Source organism: Acinetobacter thutiue (assembly GCF_030385805.1).
In the GTDB taxonomy this organism is placed as follows: Bacteria; Pseudomonadota; Gammaproteobacteria; order Pseudomonadales; family Moraxellaceae; genus Acinetobacter; species Acinetobacter corruptisaponis.
Genome location: NZ_JAUDZE010000001.1, coordinates 1164676 through 1184990, shown reverse-complemented (window position 1 = coordinate 1184990; position 20315 = coordinate 1164676). Strand labels below are relative to the sequence as shown.

Below are 20315 nucleotides of genomic sequence, written 5' to 3'. Positions count from 1 at the left end.
ATAAAACTAAATCATGGAACGTGTAAAACAAGTATGGATTATAAGTGGTTACTTTGTGTAGCAACGCTAATCGTACCCGTCACACATGCAGCAACCCCTAGCGAACAATATCATTCCTTAAAAAATAATTTATCAAAGCTTTTTGTACCTCAAAGCAATGATGAATATAAAGTTGCCCAGATGCAAAAGCTGAGCAACTTTTCAGTCGATTCTTCATTAGGAGGTGATCTTCCTACGGTTGGATCAGGTCGCCCACAAGTTCCGAATCCATCAGCCTTTTGGCAAAACCAGCGAAAAGGCATTAAAGAGGCGGTGCAAATTGCGGTAGAGAGAAATCCAGATATTTCCCAGACACTTGCCACGTTAGCGGCGCAGAACGCCAATATTGATGTCGCCAAAGCAGGTTATTATCCACAACTTTCTGGGGGTGTCAGTACAGGCAACCTGGGTAAGAAAGGCAGCCGTGGTGAGCAGTTGCTGACACTCAGTGCGGCACAAATGTTGTATGATTTTGGCAAGGTCAGGTCAGGCGTGGACACCGAGAAAGCCAAGGTGTTTGTGGAACAGGCCAATGTGTTGGTCAAGATTGATGACATTTCACTGGATGTGGCACAAACCATTATTAATATTCAACGCTATCAGAAGCTTATACAGATTGCCAACCAGCAGATCGCAGGTATTAAGCGTATTCAGGAAATGGCGAATCTCAGGGCAAGGGCTGGCATCAGCAGTCAGGCCGATCCTGTACAGGCTCAGTCCTATTTGCAGTCGGCCCAGTCGGCCTTGATTGCCCAGCAATCCCTACTGAGTCAATACCAGCAGCATTTATATACCCTGTTGGGTTTTGATACGAGAAACACACAGTGGGCCATTCCAGAGGATTTGGTGAGGGAGTCTGATTTATATGCTGAACCCCAATTCAACACCATTCCTCAAATGATTGCGGCTCAGGCAGGTATTGAGGTTGCGCGTAATCAAAAATTACAGACAAAGGTTGGTAATTACCCGACACTGTCTGTAAAGGGTGAACTTAGCCAGGCATTGCATGGCCGCAATCCGAATAATGATAAAGATGGCGGTTTTGATAGTGCTATTATGTTGGAAGCGAGTAGCCAATTTTACCAGGGTGGGGCAACCGCCTCAAAAGTGCGGGCGGCAAGTTTTGCGGAAGAGGCTGCCAGAGCACAGGTAAATGCGGTTTATTTAAAAGTGCTGGATCAGATCAGAACCAGTCGAGAACAAATTGAAAATAAGCAGCGTCAGATGCAGGTGTTGGCTGGACAACAGGCAATCACCATTCGCACACGTGAGCTTTATCAGGAACAATATAAGCTGGGGACACGTACACTGGTCGATTTGCTCAATGCTGAACAGGCAATTCATAGCGCTAATTCAGAAGCAGAAACGGCACGTTACGATATCTATAGTAGTATAGCCCAATATATTGCAGCCACAGGGCGTTCTCGCCAAGCCTATGACCTGAATAATATTAAAATTCAAGGGTTCGAGGTACAACAATGATTACAACAATAAATTATCAGCCGTGGCTACAGGCGATCCTGACCATTGCCAAACACTATCGAATAGAACCATCGGAAGAGCGGATTCGTCTACAACTGGACTGGAACCAAAACCAGAATCTTGATGAGGTACTGGTTTTAATCAGCCGTCAGGTGGGGTTGACCTTAAGACGGGTCAAGTTCAGCGATGATGTGGTGAACCCTTGGCGTTTACCTGTCTTGGTCGAACTTGCAGATGGGCAGGTCGGTGTTATTGATAAGGCCGATGCTTCTGGGCATGTCAGTATCCAGTTAAGTGGTGATCACGGTTTATCACAAAAGTTTGCGGTAGGCGCGCTAAAGCATATTGTTAAAAATGTGTATGTGTTGCGCCCTGAAAAATCGGTTCCTGATGCCCGTGTTGATGAATATATTAAGCCTTATAAGGCGAGCTGGTTCTGGTCAATTGTGCTTCAGGACTGGAAGCGCTACATTGACATTATGTTTGCTTCGATGATTGCAAACATTTTGGCGCTGGCGACCATTATTTTCTCCATGCAGGTATATGATCGTGTGGTTCCATCCCAGTCCATTCCAACACTCTGGGTATTGGCGGGTGGTGTACTGATTGCCGCAATTTTTGAGTTTGTACTGCGTATTTCACGGGTTTACTTATCTGACATTATTGGTAAGCGTGCTGACCTGCGTATTTCAGATCAGGTCTTTGGCCATGCGCTTAGAATCAAGAACAGTGAACGTTCCAAGTCTACAGGTACTTTCATTTCCCAGATTCGTGAGCTGGAGGGTGTTCGTGAGCTGGTCACCTCAACCACCATGGGCGCTATCGCAGACCTGCCATTCTTCTTCCTGTTTCTGGTTATTTTTGCGCTGATTGGTGGCAACCTGTTTTGGGTGATGTTGCTGGTTGTACCTTTAATGATTGTACCTGGTTTATTGGTGCAGAAGAAACTGGCTAAACTTGCGCAGGAGGGAATGCGGGAATCTTCAATCCGTAATGCCATTCTGGTTGAGGCTGTACAGGGCATTGAGGATATTAAGTTACTACGCGCAGAATCCCGTTTTCAGAACCAGTGGAACCACATGAATGAGGTGTCTGCTGACATCAGTATGCAGCAACGCAAAATTGTGGGCGTATTGACGGCTTGGACACAGAAAATCCAGGGGCTGACCTATGCAATTGTGGTACTGGTCGGTTGTTTTGCCGTCATGGCTGGAGAAATGACAACGGGTGCCTTAGTGGCCTGTTCAATTCTCTCATCACGTATGCTGGCTCCGATTTCTCAGGTGACAGGCATATTGGGTCGTTTCCAGCAGGCAAAAGTGGCCAAGAAAAGCCTTGATGAATTGATGAAGAAACCTGTTGATCAGGCTGACCATGCCCACTTGGTGCATAAGGAAGCTTTACATGGTGATTATGAACTCAAGAATGTGGTGTTTCAGTACTCAGAAGATGACCCACGACCAAGTTTGGCCATTCAGCAACTCAAGATACGTGCGGGTGAACGCATTGCAGTTTTAGGCCGTAACGGTGCGGGTAAATCCACCCTATTGCAGATTCTTTCCGCAATGCAGTTCCCCAACTCAGGTTCGGTCCATCTGGATGAACTGGATATTAGCCTGATTGATCCCGCCGATGTACGCCGTGACATGGGGCTGTTAAACCAGAATGCACATCTGTTCTATGGAACCATTCGTGAAAACCTGACTTTGGGTGCGCCACTGGCCCGTGACGAAGATATCTTAAAGGCATTGAAAGTTACGGGAGCACTGGGGTTTGTACATGAAAAGAAAGAGGGGCTTGACCATCTGGTATTAGAGGGTGGTGTTGGTTTTTCTGGTGGTCAACGGCAGGCACTGTTATTGGCGCGTTTATTGATCCGCCAGCCGAATATCCTGTTACTGGATGAACCAACTGCCGCGATTGATGATGTGGCTGAAAAACAACTGATTGATCATTTAAGAAGTTGGTTGGGCTACCGTACCCTGATTGTGGCAACACACCGCCGCGCCGTACTGGAACTGGTTGATCGTATTATTGTTATGAATGATGGCAAAATTGTCATGGATGGACCTGTTGATCAAGTCTTGAAGCAAACAGCAATAAAACAAAAAATAATTTAATAAATAATAAAGAGGAAAATTCATGAGTGAGCAACAACAAACGAATAGTCGTCCCATGAATGTGACTTATAAGGAACCCAAGTTGCCACGTTCAACTTTGGTGGTTTGGCTGGTTGGAATTGGTTTGGTGGCACTGTTCGTTTGGGCATGGTTATTTAATTTGGAAGAGGTTTCAACGGGTACGGGGAAAGTGATTCCATCTTCCAAGGAACAGATCATTCAATCTCTTGAGGGCGGTATTTTAACCAAGCTTGAGGTTAAGGAAGGAGATGTGGTTGAAAAGGGGCAGGTGCTTGCCCAGCTAGACCCAACACGCCTTGCCTCAAATGTGGGAGAGTCCCAATCCTTGCTGACCTCTGCACAGGCCACTGCTGCACGCCTACGTGCGGAAGTGAACGGAACCCCACTGGCTTTTCCTGAAGAGGTGCTGAAAGAAGCTAAACTGGTACAGGAAGAAACAGCACTTTATCGTTCACGCCGTGCCAATCTCGAAGAGTCGATTGCAGGTAACCAACAGGCACTGAAACTGGTACAGCAGGAGCTGGCAATGACAGCGCCTCTAGTTGCCAAAGGTGCGGCAAGTGAAGTTGAGGTTTTGCGTTTAAAACGTGAGGCGAATGATTTACAAAATAAAATCAATGACACCCGCAATGAATATTATGTAAAGGCACGTGAGGAACTTTCCAAGGCAAATACTGATATTCAAACCCAGCAACAGGTGGTGAAAGGCCGAAATGACAGTTTACAGCGGGCTGTTTTTAAAGCACCTGTAAGAGGTGTGGTAAAAGAAATTGATGTAACGACATTAGGTGGTGTCATTCCTCAAAATGGTAAGTTGATGACCATCGTGCCATTGGAGGACAAGCTGCTGATTGAGGCGCGTATTTCACCACGGGATATTGCCTTTATTCGTCCTGGACAGGAAGCACTGGTAAAGATCACTGCCTATGACTATGCAATTTATGGTGGTTTACATGGCAAGGTTACCGTGATTTCACCAGATACCATTCGTGATGAAGTGAAACAGGACCAGTTCTATTATCGTGTTTACATTCGTACCGAATCTGACCGCTTGTATAACAAGGCTGGTACAGCCTTTAGCATTACCCCAGGTATGGTGGCAACCGTGGATATTCGCACTGGACAGAAAACAGTTCTGGATTACCTGCTTAAACCATTTAACAAGGCCAAGGAAGCATTACGGGAGCGTTGATCGCTTCTGGTTTTAAATCCTCGCACACCGCGAGGATTTTTTATTTGGGCTGTAAAAAGCTATAATTTCTTTTTTGCTTTTATTTAGATTTTTATGCCATTCACCATTGCCCATGCGGTTACTTTTGAAGAAGAAATTAAAAAAAGTCGTTTTCAGGCGATTGCTGCGGTTGTTGAAAATGAACAACAGGTCAAGGTCTTTTTAGAGCAGACCAAGGATAGCTCAACCACTCATCAATGCTGGGCGTGGAAGATTGGACACCATGTACGCTTTAATGATGATGGCGAACCCTCTGGAACAGCGGGACGACCAATTCTAGCGACGATTGAGGGCAATGATTTAACCAATGTGATTGTCATGGTCAACCGCTGGTATGGCGGAATCAAGCTGGGCACAGGTGGACTGGTACGGGCTTATGGTGGCTGTGCTGGACAGTGTTTACTATTGGCTGAGAAAATTGAGCTAATTGAGAAAAAAATAATACAGTTTGCCTGCCTGTTTAATGAATGGGCGATTATCCAGTATGAGTTGATGCAGCAACAGATTGAATATCAGGAAAGTTATACTGAAAATGGTGTCATGATTGAGGCACGTGTACAAGTTCATCAAATTGAACCACTCGGGCATAAACTTCAGGACGTGACTAGAGGGCGTGAGCAATTACGTGTATTGGATGAATAGTGTTTGCACGCCCTCCCTTGCGAGTCTGCGGAACAGTGTTCCTTATTCTCAGGACGTGAGCAGGTCAAGATTGTTGAGGAATCTGTAGATGACTGATCCATTATTGAAGTATCGGGAGCAACATAAACATCGTTTAAATTATATGCCTTGGCTATATTGGTCATTGAAACCCAAACATCGGGAATGGGCGGAACAATGGCAGGCGGAATATCAAGCCTACCTGATGGAAATGGAAACGGTGGAGATTGGAAAGAACTGTTTTATTTCTCCTTTGGCGCATATTTTTGCAGAGCGTGGGCGAAAGATTAGCATTGGTGACAACACCTTTATTGCGGCGGATTGCACTTTGCATGGGCCGTTGCAGATTGGCAATGAGGTGGCAATCAATCACCACTGTATTTTAGATGGTGGACGTGCTGGCATTAAATTGCATGATCAGGTGCGTATCGCGGCCTATAGCCATTTATATGCCTTCGATCATGGCATGGATTTAGAGCGTCCGATTTACCAACAGGCGGTGACTTCAAAAGGCATTGAGATTGGGCAGGATGTTTGGCTGGGGGCGCATGTTGGGATTAAAGATGGTGTGACAATCGGCGATCATGCCGTCATTGGAATGAACAGTATGGTGACTAAAAACATTGAAAAGCAAGCCATTGTTGCAGGTAATCCAGCTCGCTTGATTCGATATCGAAAATAAGAAAATAGCATGAAAAAGTTCAGAAGATTCGATACATAAATTTAACCTATCCTGGTTTTATCTGTGTTAAGTTAAAAACAAGTACAAGACCTAAGGTGTTAAACCTAAAGAGAGGCGAACATGAACCGTGTCATTGCATGTATTGATTCTTCACCCTGTATTGAGGCTGTCGCTGAAGCAGCCGCATGGGTGGCGAAGCAAACGCAAAGAGAATTAGTACTGTTGCAAATCCTGGACTATTATCCAGCAAGCTATCATTTAGGTGAAATCAGCGGTGTCATTGGTTTTGAAAGTAATGCCATGCTGCTCAAGGAGTTGGCAGAGCTTGAGCAAAAGCAAAGTGAACTCGCGCTCGACTACAGCAATAATTTACTGAAACACATTTCTGAACTGATTGAAAAACAATATGGTTTAACCAGTACCAAGATTCAGGAAAAGGGTGATTTTCTTGAACAGAGCTTTAATATTTTAAAAGAGAATGATGTTGTCATTATCGGGCGTGTGGGTGAACGGGCGGCCGAGAAGAATAAGCCGATTGGCAGTAACGTGGAAAACTTTATTCGTGGTGCAAACTGTACAGTAATTACGGTAGGCGAGCATTTTGAAGCACCAAGACGCTTTATCTTCGCCTATGAATATTCACCGACCTGTCAAAAAATGCTGCAACGCATTGCCCAAAGTGATTTATTGAAAACACTGCAATGTCACTTACTTTATGTTGGTGATCATCCTGAAATGCTGACCGAACCTGAAAAGTATTTAAAGGATGCTGGTATAGAGGTTGTGCCTGTCTACCGTTATGGAGATGTGGCACAAAATATTCTGGAATATCAGGCAGAGCATAAGATTCAGTTGATTGTGCTGGGGGCTTTCAGCCACAGTAAAATCCATCAATTCTTTCTGGGTAGCATCACCACCACAATTTTCCGTAATGCCAATGTGCCTTTGCTCGTGGCTAAGTAATTCATTTTTCTCCATATAGTTATCCGCAAATACTGTGGATAACTATATGGAAAAGCATTGTGTATAAATATAAGTAATTGATATTAAATAATTAAAAATTTTAGGTTGTTTTTTAATCTCTATTCCACAATCGCAATTGCAAAACCATCATGGCCTTTTGAACCCACAGTTTGTAGTGCTGTACAGGATAAAAGCTTTGGGTGATCTTTTAATGCCGTAAATGCATCACGAATACCTTCAATGCTTGGTTTCTTATTATTTTCATCCAGAATTGCACCTGCACGAATGACATTATCCAGTACGATAATGGTGCCCGAATGGGACAGTTGTAAACTTAACTCCAGATATTCAGGATAACTTTGTTTGTCGGCATCAATAAAAATAAAATCAAAAGCTTCGCTGCCATCAGCAATAAGCTGCTTCATCACATCTGCACCACGACCTTTTTTTAGTTCGATCCTGGTGGGCATATTGGCATAATCAATGTTTTCCTGCGCCAGAATTACGTGGGTATCACGTCCTTCAACGGTCAGTAGATAACCATCTTCAGGTAAGGCCTTTGCCAGCCAAATGGTGCTATAAGCCGCAAAAGTTCCCAGTTCCAACACGCGCTTGCACTGATTCATCTGAATCAGCATTTGTAAAAACATACCTTGATTAGGTGCAACAGCCAAATGATTAGAAAAACCCTGCTGATCGGTATTGTCTAATGCATGTTGAAGTTTTGGATCAGTGGGAATTAAATGTGAATTGATATATTCATCAATGTCTGTCCACATCTGTTGCATAATCAGGTTTACCTATGAATCTGTTAGCTGCATTTTAAACATTTATATCCAGAGTGCAATTTGATTCGTTGTAAATGAAAAAAGTAAATTATTGGCTGTCAATGATTGAGCACATCAGTTGCCTTAAATGGCTTTGAATTTCTGGTGGGAGTTGAATAAATAACAAATCTATCGGCATATGTTGCCAGTTTGGTTGAACCTGTCCCTCATTTAAATACTCAGCCAGTAGGAAAATCTGTGATACGGAACAGTTAAATGCCTGTGCCAAATATTGGAGCAAGGCAGGACTATATCCTTGATTGCCATTCTCAAGATTGCAAATATTACTTTTTGAAGTGTTAGAGAAATCCGCAAGTTGTTGTTGTGACCAGCCCTTTTGTTTTCTCATATATCGTATTGCGTGACTTATATCCATAGGTTGATGTTATAAAAACCTATGGAATAGTAGGTATTGTAATACAATACAAATTAAGATTTTTGTATTGTTATACAATACTTTTGGCGTTTGAGATTTACTAAAATAATGAAATTACTATAAATAGCTTACTTTAAGTAATACCGAATAAAGCTTATGCATTAAGGATAATAAAGGGGAATAGGATGGTTAACCAAAAACTGGATAAAGAAGAATCAAGAGTATTGTTTGATGCTTTAGAAAAAACTTATCTGCAAGATTTATACGATTTAAAGGTAGAGCAAGTCAAAACAGATGAGCTGGATTGTTTCTGCTATTCTGTGGTGGTGGCCTGTATTTTTAAATATCAGTCTGCTGAACAGGCAAAAAAGATAGTGGGGTATTTTACTGAAATTATGTGGGAAAAATATCATCCCAGTTTTACCCTTAAGTTAAAGCAGCGATATGCCGCTTATCAAGAATATTTAAGCCTGTATTTTTCCCATCAGAAAACAGCGGCAGGTTTGGACCCAGCCATGACGATGGGATTTATCCTGATGAGTTTTGCGGTCGAAAAGATGCATCAAAATCATATCTATGTGGTGGAACTCACCACAATGATCCATAAAATGATCTTTGCATGTATCAATAAAATTAAAAGAAATAAAATGCTTGACCGAGGTAAGTTACAACTACAAACCGTCAATTAAATAAAAATGCTTCTTTAAAGGAAACATTTTTCTGGCTCTAAAAATTACACATTGAACTGTTGCGGGTTAGGTCAGGTCCCCAGGTACGATAACCCTGGGTATCAATATGGATTTGTCCAGAGCTGTATAATCCTACACCCAGATTTAAACTTTGACCATGCTGGGTCCAGAACTGGCATAGTTTAAATTTGGTTTGTTCAATAAATGCATAGTCTTGAGGTTGGGGAAATTCAGGGCCAATGCGGAAATCAATTGCCGAGTTGAATAAATGCTTGGAAGAGCTTGCTCCGCCAGCGCATTGATTCAGGGGAAGATCACGGTAAACCGAAGTCACTTCAAAATCTGTCAAAATTTTGGCTGCAATCAGGTACTTAAACACACGCAAGGTTGAAAGTGAGTTGTTCCATAACTCACGGTTAGGCACCATATATTCAGAGCGTCCACATTTTTGCCAGTCCCGTGCAGTACGCAGTAATTCAAAACTTGGAATAATATGCGCCACATTGTTGCGTGTTAAAAACTGCTCATATTCACGCACACGTGCATAGTTCTCGCCCTGATTGAGCCAGATGCGATAAGAGGTAGGTTCAACCTTATTGGGAATGGGGCGGGTAATGGTCACTTGTTCCTGGGGAATATAAATTCTTTTTCCGATGTTGTTATTCTGGGTCACTTTGGTGGTCGAGCTGACACAACCCACCATCATCACAGGGATGATAAAAAATGAAAAAAGGCCCTGTAATTTATTTTGCATCATAAAAAAGAAATTTCACAAACGATAGGTGTATCATTTTAATGCAAAATAGCGCATGAATAATGATGCAATTGCAAAGAAATGTGTGATTCAGGTATAAAAAAGACCAGTAGAAACTGGTCTTTTTGATTATTTTTCTAAATACTGAAGCTTGTCTGGCTTACCGTTCCATTCTTCACGGTCAGCGGGTTGTTCACCGATTTGAGTGATGTTGTTGCCTGCCCATTTTTCTGATAATTCAGCATTCAATTCAATAAACACTTCCTGACCTTCTGGCAGTTCATCTTCCGAGAAAATCGCATTTGCTGGACATTCAGGTTCACACAATGCACAGTCAATACATTCATCTGGATTGATCACAAGGAAGTTTGGACCTTCATAGAAGCAATCTACAGGACAAACTTCAACACAATCTTGATACTTACATTTAATACAATTTTCGGTGACAACAAATGTCATGGCGGCAGCTACCTAAAAAATATGGTTTTCATTTTGAATAGCGTATTTTAGGCAAAAAAGACCGATAGAAACAATTCCTTTTATTGATATTTATTATTCGTATCAATGAAATGGACTTATTTATATGACTTTTGTTGATAATAAGTCTCAACAACAGGGTCAATCGACTTATTTATGCTTTTTCTTTAGCCCACCACCATCTTGTTTGTTGACCGTTGCCCAGGCAATACGTTCAGCATCTTCCTGAGAGCGCCCTTGATCCAGTTCGCTTTCCTCAATATGCTTCGCCTGTCTTTTCTGTTTTGCTGTATAGGCAGATTTATCTCCACGTGACATAACGATTTCCTCTTTAACGGATAATAACTAAAAGAAATAGCATTGTTCTAGGAAATGGTGGGTGAGCAATTGTTAGGTTTTAGCAGGGCTGTGTAAATAAGCTCCATCATTACAGATAGAGCTTATTTTTGATGGATTAGCTCTCAACAGTTTGAGCTGTCTTGGATAATGCCTTTAATTGATAAAGATGTTCCAGTGCCTGACGTGGTGTTAATTCATCAACATCAATGTTTTGTAACAACTCCAGTGCAGGTGAATGGGCTTGCACTTCAATGATGCGCTCAACAACGTGGGTTTCGATTTCATTGTCAATTGTGCTGAATAAATCAGTCTGTACAGTATTTTGCAAATGCTGGTGCTGTTGCTTTTCCAGAATCTTTAAACGTTTTTGTGCTTCTTTAATCACATTGGCTGGAATACCCGCCAGTTTTGCCACCTGCAAACCGTGACTCTGACTTGCTGGGCCATGTTGAACCTTATGCAGCAAGATTAAATTGCCGTTTAATTCCTGCGCCGTAACATGATAGTTATCAATACCTGCTTCACCACCCAGTTCAGTCAATTCAAAATAATGGGTTGCAAACAGGCACAGGCATTTCACACGTTTGGTCAAGTCAAGTACACACGCCCAAGCCAGAGATAAACCATCGTAGGTACTGGTACCACGACCAACCTCATCCATTAATACCAGAGATTGGCTGGTGGCATGGTGCAGAATTTGAGAGGTTTCAGTCATTTCCACCATAAAGGTGGATTTACCTGTGGAAAGGTCATCGGCTGAACCAATACGGGTAAAGATACGGTCAATAGAACCCAGCTTCGCGGATTTTGCAGGTACGAAACTGCCGCAGTAGGCGAGTAGGCTAATCAGTGCTGTTTGACGCATGAACGTTGATTTACCGCCCATGTTTGGCCCTGTGATAATTGCCATACGATGCTGAGGATCAAGAAATGTATCATTTGGTGTAAAGGGTGCCTTATTTAAGGCTTCAACCACAGGATGGCGACCACCCTGAATCTTGATACTGGTTTCTGGGGTAAATTCAGGTCGAGCCCAGTTATTGAGGCGTGCCTGATGGGCAAAATTGGCGAGAACATCAATATGGGCAATCGCTGCACTCATCATTTGTAGATGGGCAATGTTTTGGCGCAACTCATCTAGCAATGATTCAAACAGGAGTTTTTCACGCGCTAATGCACGGGATTCGCTGGATAGGACTTTATCTTCAAAACTTTTCAGTTCTGGTGTAATATAACGCTCGGCATTTTTTAAGGTTTGACGGCGAATATAGTCGGCAGGTGCCTGCTCGGCCTGGGCGCGTGTCAATTCAATATAATAGCCACTAACACGGTTATAGCCGATTTTTAGGGTATTGATGCCTGTCCGTTGACGTTCCTTAATTTCCAGGTCAATCAGGAACTGCCCAGCATGATCACGAATTTTGCGTAACTCATCCAGCTCATCATCATAACCCTCGGCAATGACATTGCCATCACGCAACAGCACAGGTGGGTTCTCAACAATCGCCGCCATTAAATGCTGGTGTAGGCTCTTAAAATCGCCAAGTTCCTGATCAAGTTGAGTCAATAATCTGGATTGCTGTGTTTTTAAAACAGGTGCTAAAGCGTGACGTAAAAAAGGAATCTGCGCACATGCCTGACGAAGCTGAACTAAATCACGCGGACGCGCACTGCCAAGCGCAACACGGCTTAACACACGCTCAATATCTCCAATTTCTTTCAATACTAACCGCACAGGTGATTCATGATAGCCTTTTAATAGTTGTTCAGTGGCATCAAGACGGGCATCTAAAGCCGCTGTGTCACGAATTGGTTGCATCAGCGTTCGGCTCAGTAATCGTCCGCCCATTGCTGTTTGACAGTCATTAATCAATTGAAATAATGAGGTGCCATGATCAAACAGGGGTTCAATGATTTCCAGATTTCGGCGTGTAATTGGGTCAAGCGCAATAAAATCGGTACTTTGCTCAATCTGAATGGAACGGATATGTGGCAAGGCTGTTTTTTGGGTTTCTTTAGCATAATGGATTAATGCCGCCGCTGCTGCTTTTGCCAGTGGAATTGGGTCTAATCCAAAACCTGACAAGGTCGAAACTGCAAACTGGTCACATAGGGTCTTTTGTGCGTTATTTAAGTTAAAATCAACATTTGGACGTTTGGTGATTGGACATTCCAGATTTTTCTTAATTTGTTCAATGATGTTTTGGTCAATCAGGTCTTCATCAATCAGGATTTCACTCGGCATCAAACGCGCAAGTTCAATAGGAAGCTGTTCAGGTTTGTAGTCTTGTTGTTGAACCTTAAAAATACCCGCACTTAAATCGAGTAGGGCAAAACCAATCTTGTTTTGCTGAATACAGAGCGCCACAAGGTTTGACGACTGGTAACTGGTGAGCAGGGCATCGTCAGTCAATGTGCCTGGGGTGAGAATACGAACAACCTTACGTTCAACAGGACCTTTACCTGTCACCTCACCAACTTGTTCACAAATGGCAACTGTACGACCAGCTTTAACCAAACGGGCAAGATATCCCTCTGCAGCATGATAGGGTACGCCCGCCATTGGGATTGGTTCGCCGTTGGTTTTACCACGATGGGTCAGTGTAATGCCTAATAGTTTGGCAGCAAGATGAGCATCTTCAAAGAATAATTCGTAAAAGTCGCCCATACGGTAGAACAATAGCGCATGTGGATAATCCATTTTGACTTTTAGGTATTGCTGCATCATTGGGGTGAGACTGGAAAGGTCTGCTATGCTATTATTATCTTTCATTGCTATTAAGTCCTTTATTTTCAATGTTTTTGATAGTATCTAACATAAACAGAGTATCCGATGGTGTGGGATGAAATCTAATTGAATACAACCTAAGCTAAAACATTAGTGTAGGTTTTAGTATAGGTTGTTTTGGTTTAAACTAGCCATCATTCCTTATCAATATTGGAAAAAGTGAACTACTTGAAAGGATAACAAATAATTCGGTCTTTCTGTGAGGATTAAAATGGCTCGTTCAATAGAACAACAAACAACAATGAAAAAAGCACTTTCAGCGAAAGCTATTGAGAAGATGAAAGTGGGTGATCCTGACAAAGCTGATATTGGGGAATATGTAGGACTACGAGTACATTGCGGCAAAACAGGAATGAAGACTTTTTTCTACCGTTATCGTAGCCCTGTAGATGATTCAATTAAACAATATAAGATTGGAAATTTTCCTCAAGTGACATTGGCGGAAGCAAGGATGGAACTCATCCGTTTAAAGGCTGAACGTAATCAGGGAATTTGTCCAAAGCAGAAAAAAGAACAGGAGAAACTACAACAACAAGTTGAACAAGAAAATGTACAAAAAAATATCTCTCAACTCACTGTACATCAAATGATAGAGATGTATTTGACCGAGGTGATTGAAGATCACTGGACTACTGACCCTCGAACAGGTGAGAGGAAAAAGATATTGGGTGTACGAAAGCCTAAAGGTCAATCTGAAACACGGCGTACTTTGTATGGTGATGCTGTACGGGTTTTGGGAAATCGTGTTGCTTTGGAAGTGACCCGAAAAGATGTGGTGGCGTTAACCAAAGAAATTATTGATCGTGGTTCTAATGTGCAGGCTGGGCGGGTGTTGTCTGAATTGACGCTGGCTTATGAATACGCTATTGGATTAGAGCGATTTCCTGATAATTTTGCCAATCCTGCCTTATTGGCTAAGATGAGCATCAGACAGTCAAGATTAAAAGTGACACCTAAAAAAGGTACACGAGTTCTAAATGATCAGGAGTTAAGACGCGTATTGGCTTGGTTGCCAACATCTGGATTTACAAGGAATCAAAAACATATACTGTTTTTGACCCTGTGGACGGGATGTCGTACTGGAGAGCTATGTGATGCTCAATGGAGTGATTTTGATTTGGAGCAAGGAACATGGCATTTAAAAGCGTCAAAAAATGGTACTGAGCGTTATATTCAGCTTTCTAGACAGTGTGTTGGCTTTTTGCAAAATCTATATAAGCCAGATCAGAAGTATTTATTTGCTTCGTCTCGAACAGGGCTTGCTATTCAACAAAAGTCTCTAACAGTAATGAAGTGGAAAATGAGAAATCCAAGTAAAGGTCGGGATAAATTTCTCCCCGAACAACTTTGGTTAGAAAATATGGATGATTGGAATCCACATGATTTGCGTCGAACAGTGAGAACGGGTTTATCCAGATTAGGATGTCCTACAGATATTGCAGAAGCAGTTTTGGGACATTCCAAAAAAGGAATTGAGGGAACTTATAATCTGCATAATTATGAAGCCGAATGTGCGGAATGGTTGCAGAAGTGGGCGGATTATTTGGATGGAATCAAAAAAAGTTAGGCTAGATTTTAAGTATCTAGCCTTTATCTATTATCTATGAATTCGGTGGCAGTCGATATTTTTCTTCTCCCGTAGCAAGTTTACAATCCTTAACATAACGTTCTGATATTAGCTTTTCTAAAAGTTGTTCTTCTGTACATTTATTAACAAAACATAAAAGTTCTAATTCTTTTTTAGTTTTTTCTGATAAAACGTAATAATAACTTTTTTTACCTTTATTTTTTTCTCTATGTGTTTTTTGATTCCAAGCATTAGATAATTTATTTTTTAGATTTTCATATCTATCTATATTCTCATAGTATAAAAAGTCAAAAATAATTTCTACGGTATTTTTGAAGTCTGACTCATTAATAGGGGAGTAATTTTGACTTTTATAATCTGGGTTTTCTTTCATGTAATTAATAGCCCATTTATAAAATTCGCTATCTTTATTTTTGAAATGACTGCCTTGGTTTAATATTAAGTCGCTAAACTCAGTTTTTATTTTATCTAGTTTTTTTGGGATTTTATTATTAAGCTCTATATAACATATGTATAAGAATTTAATAAAATCATCCCTGATTTTTGATTTTACTATTTTTTCATTTTCTATTATATTTAGAGAAAAATTTAATAACCTTTTATTTTCTTCGTAATCTTGGAAATTTATACTTCTTATGGTATTTAAGTTAGTATAGTCAGTTATATATTCTTTGAACTCAATTAAATCTTCATTATTAAATTTTGAAGTAATTTCTAATATGATGTTTTTTATCTCCTCTAATTTTATTATATTATTTAGCTTTGTTAGAGTATTTAACTCCCTATTGTATCTTCTTTCAACTCTTATAGCTGCTTCTAATAAAAAAATATAATCGTATTTGTTATAATTTTTTATTAAAGACTTAACATCTTTTTGTTCATCATAATAGGTTGATCCATTCACTTCTAAAGCCATACATCCTCGCAATGCCTAATTTTTAGGCTGAATTAGGGTAATATTACGTAATTTTAACATGGAAAAAAGTAAGATTCCAGTAACATTCTAGAAATATTTTGATTATATTTCACCTATATTTTAGAAGTATTTTCATTACATTTTAGTTATATATGTAGTGTTTTTCGGCTTTGCCAAGGGGATGCCAATCGCCAGTAATTTAAATTTAGCTTCTAGTAAGAAATCCTCTAAGTTGGAAAAAGCTTACTTTAATAAATATTTGTTTGTAGTTTCATAATAACTAATTTTTTAAGATAATTATATATTTTTAGTAGAGAGTGGGAATTAATTAAAACAAAATTATTGTAGGGGTAGGATAGTAATAGGTTTAAATATTCTAATTTTTAGGGGTGGTAGTATTTAACTTTAGCTTCCATTTCGACCTATAAATCATGCCAATCGGTATGATTTTAGCTGTTTGCTATAGAAGTAGAGAAAATTGATTTTAAGTCTTTTGATGGTCATATCTATGCAAGATTTTTGCTAGGATTATTATTTAATTATATTATTATTTATTAGTTACTTAAATCTAAATACCATCATCATAACCAAGATGATGGTGATGGATTGTCATTAGAAGAATAATCAATCAATTGATCTAAATTATAAAAATACAGAACTAACACTCCTATGAAATTTACCATAGGAGTATCTCCACATGAACCAAGCACAAACCCTACTTGATATTGAAAAATTCATGTCATTAGTATGTAAACGAGATTATCACTGGGAAGACTTTGCACCCGATTATGATCAGTGGCTGGACGATGCAAGGGCTATCTATGATGAAGAGCTTGAATACAGTCCCTTGATTCAAGCCTATTTTGATTTAATGCCTGAACGGATTGATTGGGAAGATCAAGATATATTTGAGGATGATCAAGCATTTCGATCCTTTCAACGTCGTCTCAAATACCAGCAGCAAGATTTTATAGAAGATTTGGCAAATCAAAGTGATGACTATCACAACCGTTTGGATGACTATTTTACCAGTCTGATTGAACGTCATCGTAAATTATTATTGGTCAGGGTCGATTTATCCTATCGCTTTGAGCGTAGTCCCTGTATCCAACAGTTTGGCAACAACATCAGGAAGTTACTTAGTCGTATCCAAAACAAGGATACCATCTTTAAAGATCAAGTTGGCTATGCCTATCGACTGGAACAGGGTGGCAAGAGCAAAGGCTATCATTGTCATTTACTGGTGATCTACAACGGTTCTGAGCGTTGCCGTGATGCTTATCTGGGACAATCTATCGGTGAGCTATGGCAGGATAAGATCACTCAGGGTAACGGTCTATTCTATAACTGCAATCAAAAAGAGCATAAACGCTATTATGAGGATGAAGGGAAATGGGGCTTAGGCTTGGTGGAACGGCGTAATAAAACAGCAGTTACCAATGCCTATCACACCATTCATTACTTGACTCGCCATAAGCCTGACCAGTATTTAAGGGTAAAACTCAGTCGTAGAGTGAATGTATTTCAAACTGGGCAGACTAGATGGAAAAAATAAGACTTAATATTTTGATCATTGATTGATCATGCCTTTGGGCAGTTTATTACAGAGTCGTGTCTCTTATGGTTATAACCCATAGGAGACATACATGAACCACATCAATTGTAATGAAACCCTTTTTCAGATCGAAGATTTAATGCTGAATATTTGTTTAAACCGATACTATTGGCGAGATGCGATTGTTGAACTGCAAAGAAACCGAGAAGCAGCGACCAATATTTATGATCCTGAACTTGAATATTCACCACTGTTACAAGGCTATTTTGACTTGATGTCGATGAGTCACGCATCAGATTCGGGTAGAACAATAAATCCACGTAGATCACCATTACAATCCAGAACGGCTTTTCAGAATTTCTGTGATGGACTCATGGATGAGCAGGATCATTTCATTCTGAGACATAAACGGCAACGTAAGCGTAACTACACCGCCATCAAAAATTACATTGAAGACCTACTGGATAGCGATTGTGAGTTTCAAGTGATACATGGAAACTTTAATAAACTGAACCATGAGGCTCAGGGTGTTTATCAGTTTCATCAAACCCTGACAGAATTTCGTAGTCGAATCTTGAAACGTGATACCTGTTGCGAAGATCTACTGGATTATTCATGGGTCATTGAACAAGACCGAGAGGAAGGTTTGATTTGTCGTTATATTTTCATCTATGTTGGGTCATCTGACATAGAGCTTGATAATTATGCTACAGATCGTACGGATAAGAATTATGAGTTAATCGAGGAAGAAAACCTCTTGAACATTATTCACACGCTATCAAACCACGATGTTGAAGATCAGTATCTACGGGCAAGGATTAAAAGGATGCGTTGCTTTGGATAAATGTTGATCCCAAAAAATTGAATCTACACACTATAAACATGAATGTTTATTTCATATATTCATTTTTTGGCTTGAGTCATGTGGGGATGTTGGGTCAATTCATCTCATTGGGTGCAGTAAAAAAATACGGTATGCCGATTTGTATTGAGGAAGACCCCTCTCAACTACAATTACTGGGAGTACCCACATGACCAATCTCGTTGAATACCAATATCGTATCCTGAACATCAAAGCAGTGATTGAAATTACTGCACTGAGTCGTTCAACCATCTATGAAATGATCAATCCGAAATCGAATTATTACGATGCCAATTTTCCCAAACCAATTCATTTAACCCAGAATCGGATTGGCTGGGTATCTCAGGAAATCTATGATTGGCTTGAATCTAAAATCGCCCAACGATCAGAGACATACTGAGCAACCCTGATACGGCTACATGGTTGAATCGCAACGAACTGGCATGATCCCAAAAAATCACAGATATATATCATTAACATGAAGATTGAATGTTTTCTTTTATCCCTTACATTCAAAAACATAGGCTTGCCGATTGGTAAGCCTTTTTTCATTTAATGAGGATTATCCTATGAATATTACATGTCCATATTGCTATTCAGCTAATGTTAGCCGTGCAACCGCACAGCCTACTGGCAATAACAGTTTTTCTTCAATGGCAGGTGCAGGGATTGGTGCAAGCCTTGCCAAAAGCTTGCCTATACCGATGTCACCATTATTGGGTGGGCTAGCTGGTGCAGTGGTAGGTGGCTTGATTGATAGTTTGGTTCAACCATCCCAACCACAGCAGCCTACCGCTTATTTCCATTGCAACAATTGCCAGCACAATTTCAACTAAGGATGGGAGGAAATCATCATGGCACATCAACTTGAACAAATGGCGTATGTCGGTGAAACCCCGTGGCATGGTCTGGGTAATCAACTCAGTCCACATCAACCGATTGAAGTCTGGGCACAGCAGGCAGGCATGGATTGGCGTATTGAATCATCCAATGTCAGTTACATGGCAAAGAATGATCGGGGACAAAGCATCATCCTGCCTTATGAGGAACAGCGTGTTTTATACCGTTCTGATACCCATGCACCTTTATCGGTGGTCAGCCAACGCTTTCAGGAAGTTCAACCCAAAGAAATCCTTGAGTTTTATCGTGATCTGACCGAGCAATCAGGCTTTGAACTGGAAACCGCAGGGGTACTCAAAGGTGGTAAAAAGTTCTGGGCTTTGGCACGTACAGGACAGAGTACAGCACTCAAGGGCAAGGATGTCAGCAATGGCTATATTCTTCTCGCTACAGCCTGTGATGGTACGCTTGCCACAACAGCACAATTTACTTCAATCCGTGTGGTGTGTAATAACACTTTGGCAATCGCCTTACGCAATGGCAGTACCAGTGCAGGCGTAGTTAAAGTTCCACATAGCACCCGATTTGATGCGGAAAAGGTCAAGCAGCAACTTGGCATCTCAGTTCGTGCATGGGATGAGCATATGTATGAAATGAAGCAACTGAGTCAGCGTAAAGTCACCCAACAGGAAGCAGCAGCCTATTTTGATGCGGTATTTAACAATACCAGTCTCAGCATTGCTGAACAGGATGACAGCATTATCCAGTTCTACCGCAATGTGGCAAATGAAGCCCAAAACGCTGCAACCAATAAGACCGAACCGAATGGACGAGCCATGTCGAAAGTCATGGATATGTTTAATGGTCAGGGACGGGGTGCAGAACTCAGTTCAGCCCAAGGGACAGCCTATGGCTTGCTGTGTAGCATCACAGAGTTTGTCGATCACGAACGTCGAGCCATGAGTACTGATCACCGACTGGATTCAGCATGGTTTGGTACGGGTGCAGCCATGAAACAGCGAGGATTGGAACAGGCACTCAGAATGGTGGTCTAACTTGAATTGGATTTGAGCTAATCAAATTAGCCTAAGGAATATACCCATTGC

The 20315-nt window shown here is 41.0% G+C and carries 20 protein-coding genes; 13 read left to right on the top strand and 7 right to left on the bottom strand.

Features of this window, described 5'->3' with window-relative positions; all coding sequences use genetic code 11:
* Window positions 1-33 precede the first annotated feature (33 nt).
* The 6 genes from QTA56_RS05790 to QTA56_RS05765 all read left to right on the top strand — a co-directional run bounded on the left by QTA56_RS05790 (window position 34) and on the right by QTA56_RS05765 (window position 7198).
* On the top strand, window positions 34-1521 hold the full coding sequence (locus QTA56_RS05790; protein WP_267980040.1) for a TolC family protein: 1488 nt from the start codon (window positions 34-36) through the stop codon (window positions 1519-1521).
* Window positions 1518-3641, top strand: coding sequence for a type I secretion system permease/ATPase (locus QTA56_RS05785; RefSeq protein ID WP_267979987.1), 2124 nt, complete (start codon window positions 1518-1520; stop codon window positions 3639-3641). The genes QTA56_RS05790 and QTA56_RS05785 overlap by 4 nt, the downstream gene beginning before the upstream one ends.
* A gap of 22 nt (window positions 3642-3663) precedes the next feature.
* Entirely contained in the window at window positions 3664-4854 is a 1191-nt protein-coding gene (locus QTA56_RS05780; protein ID WP_267979986.1) for an HlyD family type I secretion periplasmic adaptor subunit, read from the top strand.
* A 93-nt stretch (window positions 4855-4947) separates the two neighbouring features.
* Window positions 4948-5535 carry an IMPACT family protein gene (locus QTA56_RS05775; RefSeq protein ID WP_267979985.1) on the top strand — a complete coding sequence of 196 codons (588 nt, stop codon included), beginning with the start codon at window positions 4948-4950 and terminating at the stop codon, window positions 5533-5535.
* 88 nt (window positions 5536-5623) lie between these two features.
* Window positions 5624-6235 carry an acyltransferase gene (locus tag QTA56_RS05770; RefSeq protein ID WP_267979984.1) on the top strand — a complete coding sequence of 204 codons (612 nt, stop codon included), beginning with the start codon at window positions 5624-5626 and terminating at the stop codon, window positions 6233-6235.
* Between the two features lie 120 nt (window positions 6236-6355).
* Window positions 6356-7198 (top strand): universal stress protein, encoded by an 843-nt coding sequence (locus QTA56_RS05765; RefSeq protein ID WP_267979983.1) that lies wholly within the window; start codon window positions 6356-6358, stop codon window positions 7196-7198.
* 119 nt (window positions 7199-7317) lie between these two features.
* On the opposite strand, the gene QTA56_RS05760 is transcribed toward QTA56_RS05765, so the two are convergent.
* The gene (locus QTA56_RS05760; RefSeq protein WP_267979982.1) at window positions 7318-7986 is read right to left on the bottom strand and encodes an O-methyltransferase; all 669 of its coding nucleotides are present in this window, start codon (window positions 7984-7986) and stop codon (window positions 7318-7320) included.
* Window positions 7987-8074: 88 nt separating this feature from the next.
* A complete protein-coding gene (locus QTA56_RS05755; RefSeq protein WP_267979981.1) occupies window positions 8075-8401 on the bottom strand; it encodes a helix-turn-helix domain-containing protein in 327 nt (108 codons plus the stop codon).
* A 185-nt stretch (window positions 8402-8586) separates the two neighbouring features.
* Between QTA56_RS05755 and QTA56_RS05750 the strand changes: the two genes are divergently transcribed.
* The gene (locus QTA56_RS05750; RefSeq protein WP_267979980.1) at window positions 8587-9090 is read left to right on the top strand and encodes a hypothetical protein; all 504 of its coding nucleotides are present in this window, start codon (window positions 8587-8589) and stop codon (window positions 9088-9090) included.
* A 37-nt stretch (window positions 9091-9127) separates the two neighbouring features.
* Here QTA56_RS05750 and QTA56_RS05745 read toward each other — a convergent pair whose 3' ends face one another.
* The 4 genes from QTA56_RS05745 to mutS all read right to left on the bottom strand — a co-directional run bounded on the left by QTA56_RS05745 (window position 9128) and on the right by mutS (window position 13433).
* A complete protein-coding gene (locus QTA56_RS05745) occupies window positions 9128-9847 on the bottom strand; it encodes a D-Ala-D-Ala carboxypeptidase family metallohydrolase (protein ID WP_267979979.1) in 720 nt (239 codons plus the stop codon).
* A gap of 126 nt (window positions 9848-9973) precedes the next feature.
* Window positions 9974-10303 (bottom strand): ferredoxin FdxA, encoded by a 330-nt coding sequence (gene fdxA, locus QTA56_RS05740; protein ID WP_004652744.1) that lies wholly within the window; start codon window positions 10301-10303, stop codon window positions 9974-9976.
* A 168-nt stretch (window positions 10304-10471) separates the two neighbouring features.
* Window positions 10472-10639 (bottom strand): hypothetical protein, encoded by a 168-nt coding sequence (locus QTA56_RS05735; protein ID WP_267979978.1) that lies wholly within the window; start codon window positions 10637-10639, stop codon window positions 10472-10474.
* Between the two features lie 136 nt (window positions 10640-10775).
* The gene (gene mutS, locus QTA56_RS05730) at window positions 10776-13433 is read right to left on the bottom strand and encodes a DNA mismatch repair protein MutS (RefSeq protein ID WP_267979977.1); all 2658 of its coding nucleotides are present in this window, start codon (window positions 13431-13433) and stop codon (window positions 10776-10778) included.
* 226 nt (window positions 13434-13659) lie between these two features.
* On the opposite strand from mutS, the gene QTA56_RS05725 reads away from it, so the two are divergent.
* Entirely contained in the window at window positions 13660-15015 is a 1356-nt protein-coding gene (locus QTA56_RS05725; RefSeq protein ID WP_267979975.1) for a tyrosine-type recombinase/integrase, read from the top strand.
* Window positions 15016-15049: 34 nt separating this feature from the next.
* Here the strand turns inward: QTA56_RS05725 and QTA56_RS05720 are convergent, their stop codons facing one another.
* Window positions 15050-15952 (bottom strand): hypothetical protein, encoded by a 903-nt coding sequence (locus QTA56_RS05720; RefSeq protein ID WP_267979974.1) that lies wholly within the window; start codon window positions 15950-15952, stop codon window positions 15050-15052.
* A 697-nt stretch (window positions 15953-16649) separates the two neighbouring features.
* Between QTA56_RS05720 and QTA56_RS05715 the strand changes: the two genes are divergently transcribed.
* The 5 genes from QTA56_RS05715 (at window position 16650) to QTA56_RS05695 (ending at window position 20264) form a co-directional block, all read left to right on the top strand.
* Window positions 16650-17507 (top strand): YagK/YfjJ domain-containing protein, encoded by an 858-nt coding sequence (locus tag QTA56_RS05715; RefSeq protein ID WP_267979973.1) that lies wholly within the window; start codon window positions 16650-16652, stop codon window positions 17505-17507.
* A 91-nt stretch (window positions 17508-17598) separates the two neighbouring features.
* Window positions 17599-18351, top strand: a complete 753-nt coding sequence (locus tag QTA56_RS05710) for a hypothetical protein (RefSeq protein ID WP_267979972.1) — start codon at window positions 17599-17601, stop codon at window positions 18349-18351.
* Window positions 18352-18538: 187 nt separating this feature from the next.
* A complete protein-coding gene (locus QTA56_RS05705) occupies window positions 18539-18769 on the top strand; it encodes a helix-turn-helix transcriptional regulator (RefSeq protein WP_267979971.1) in 231 nt (76 codons plus the stop codon).
* 169 nt (window positions 18770-18938) lie between these two features.
* The gene (locus tag QTA56_RS05700; protein ID WP_267979970.1) at window positions 18939-19205 is read left to right on the top strand and encodes a hypothetical protein; all 267 of its coding nucleotides are present in this window, start codon (window positions 18939-18941) and stop codon (window positions 19203-19205) included.
* Between the two features lie 18 nt (window positions 19206-19223).
* Window positions 19224-20264, top strand: a complete 1041-nt coding sequence (locus QTA56_RS05695) for a DUF932 domain-containing protein (protein ID WP_267979969.1) — start codon at window positions 19224-19226, stop codon at window positions 20262-20264.
* Window positions 20265-20315: the final 51 nt, after the last annotated feature.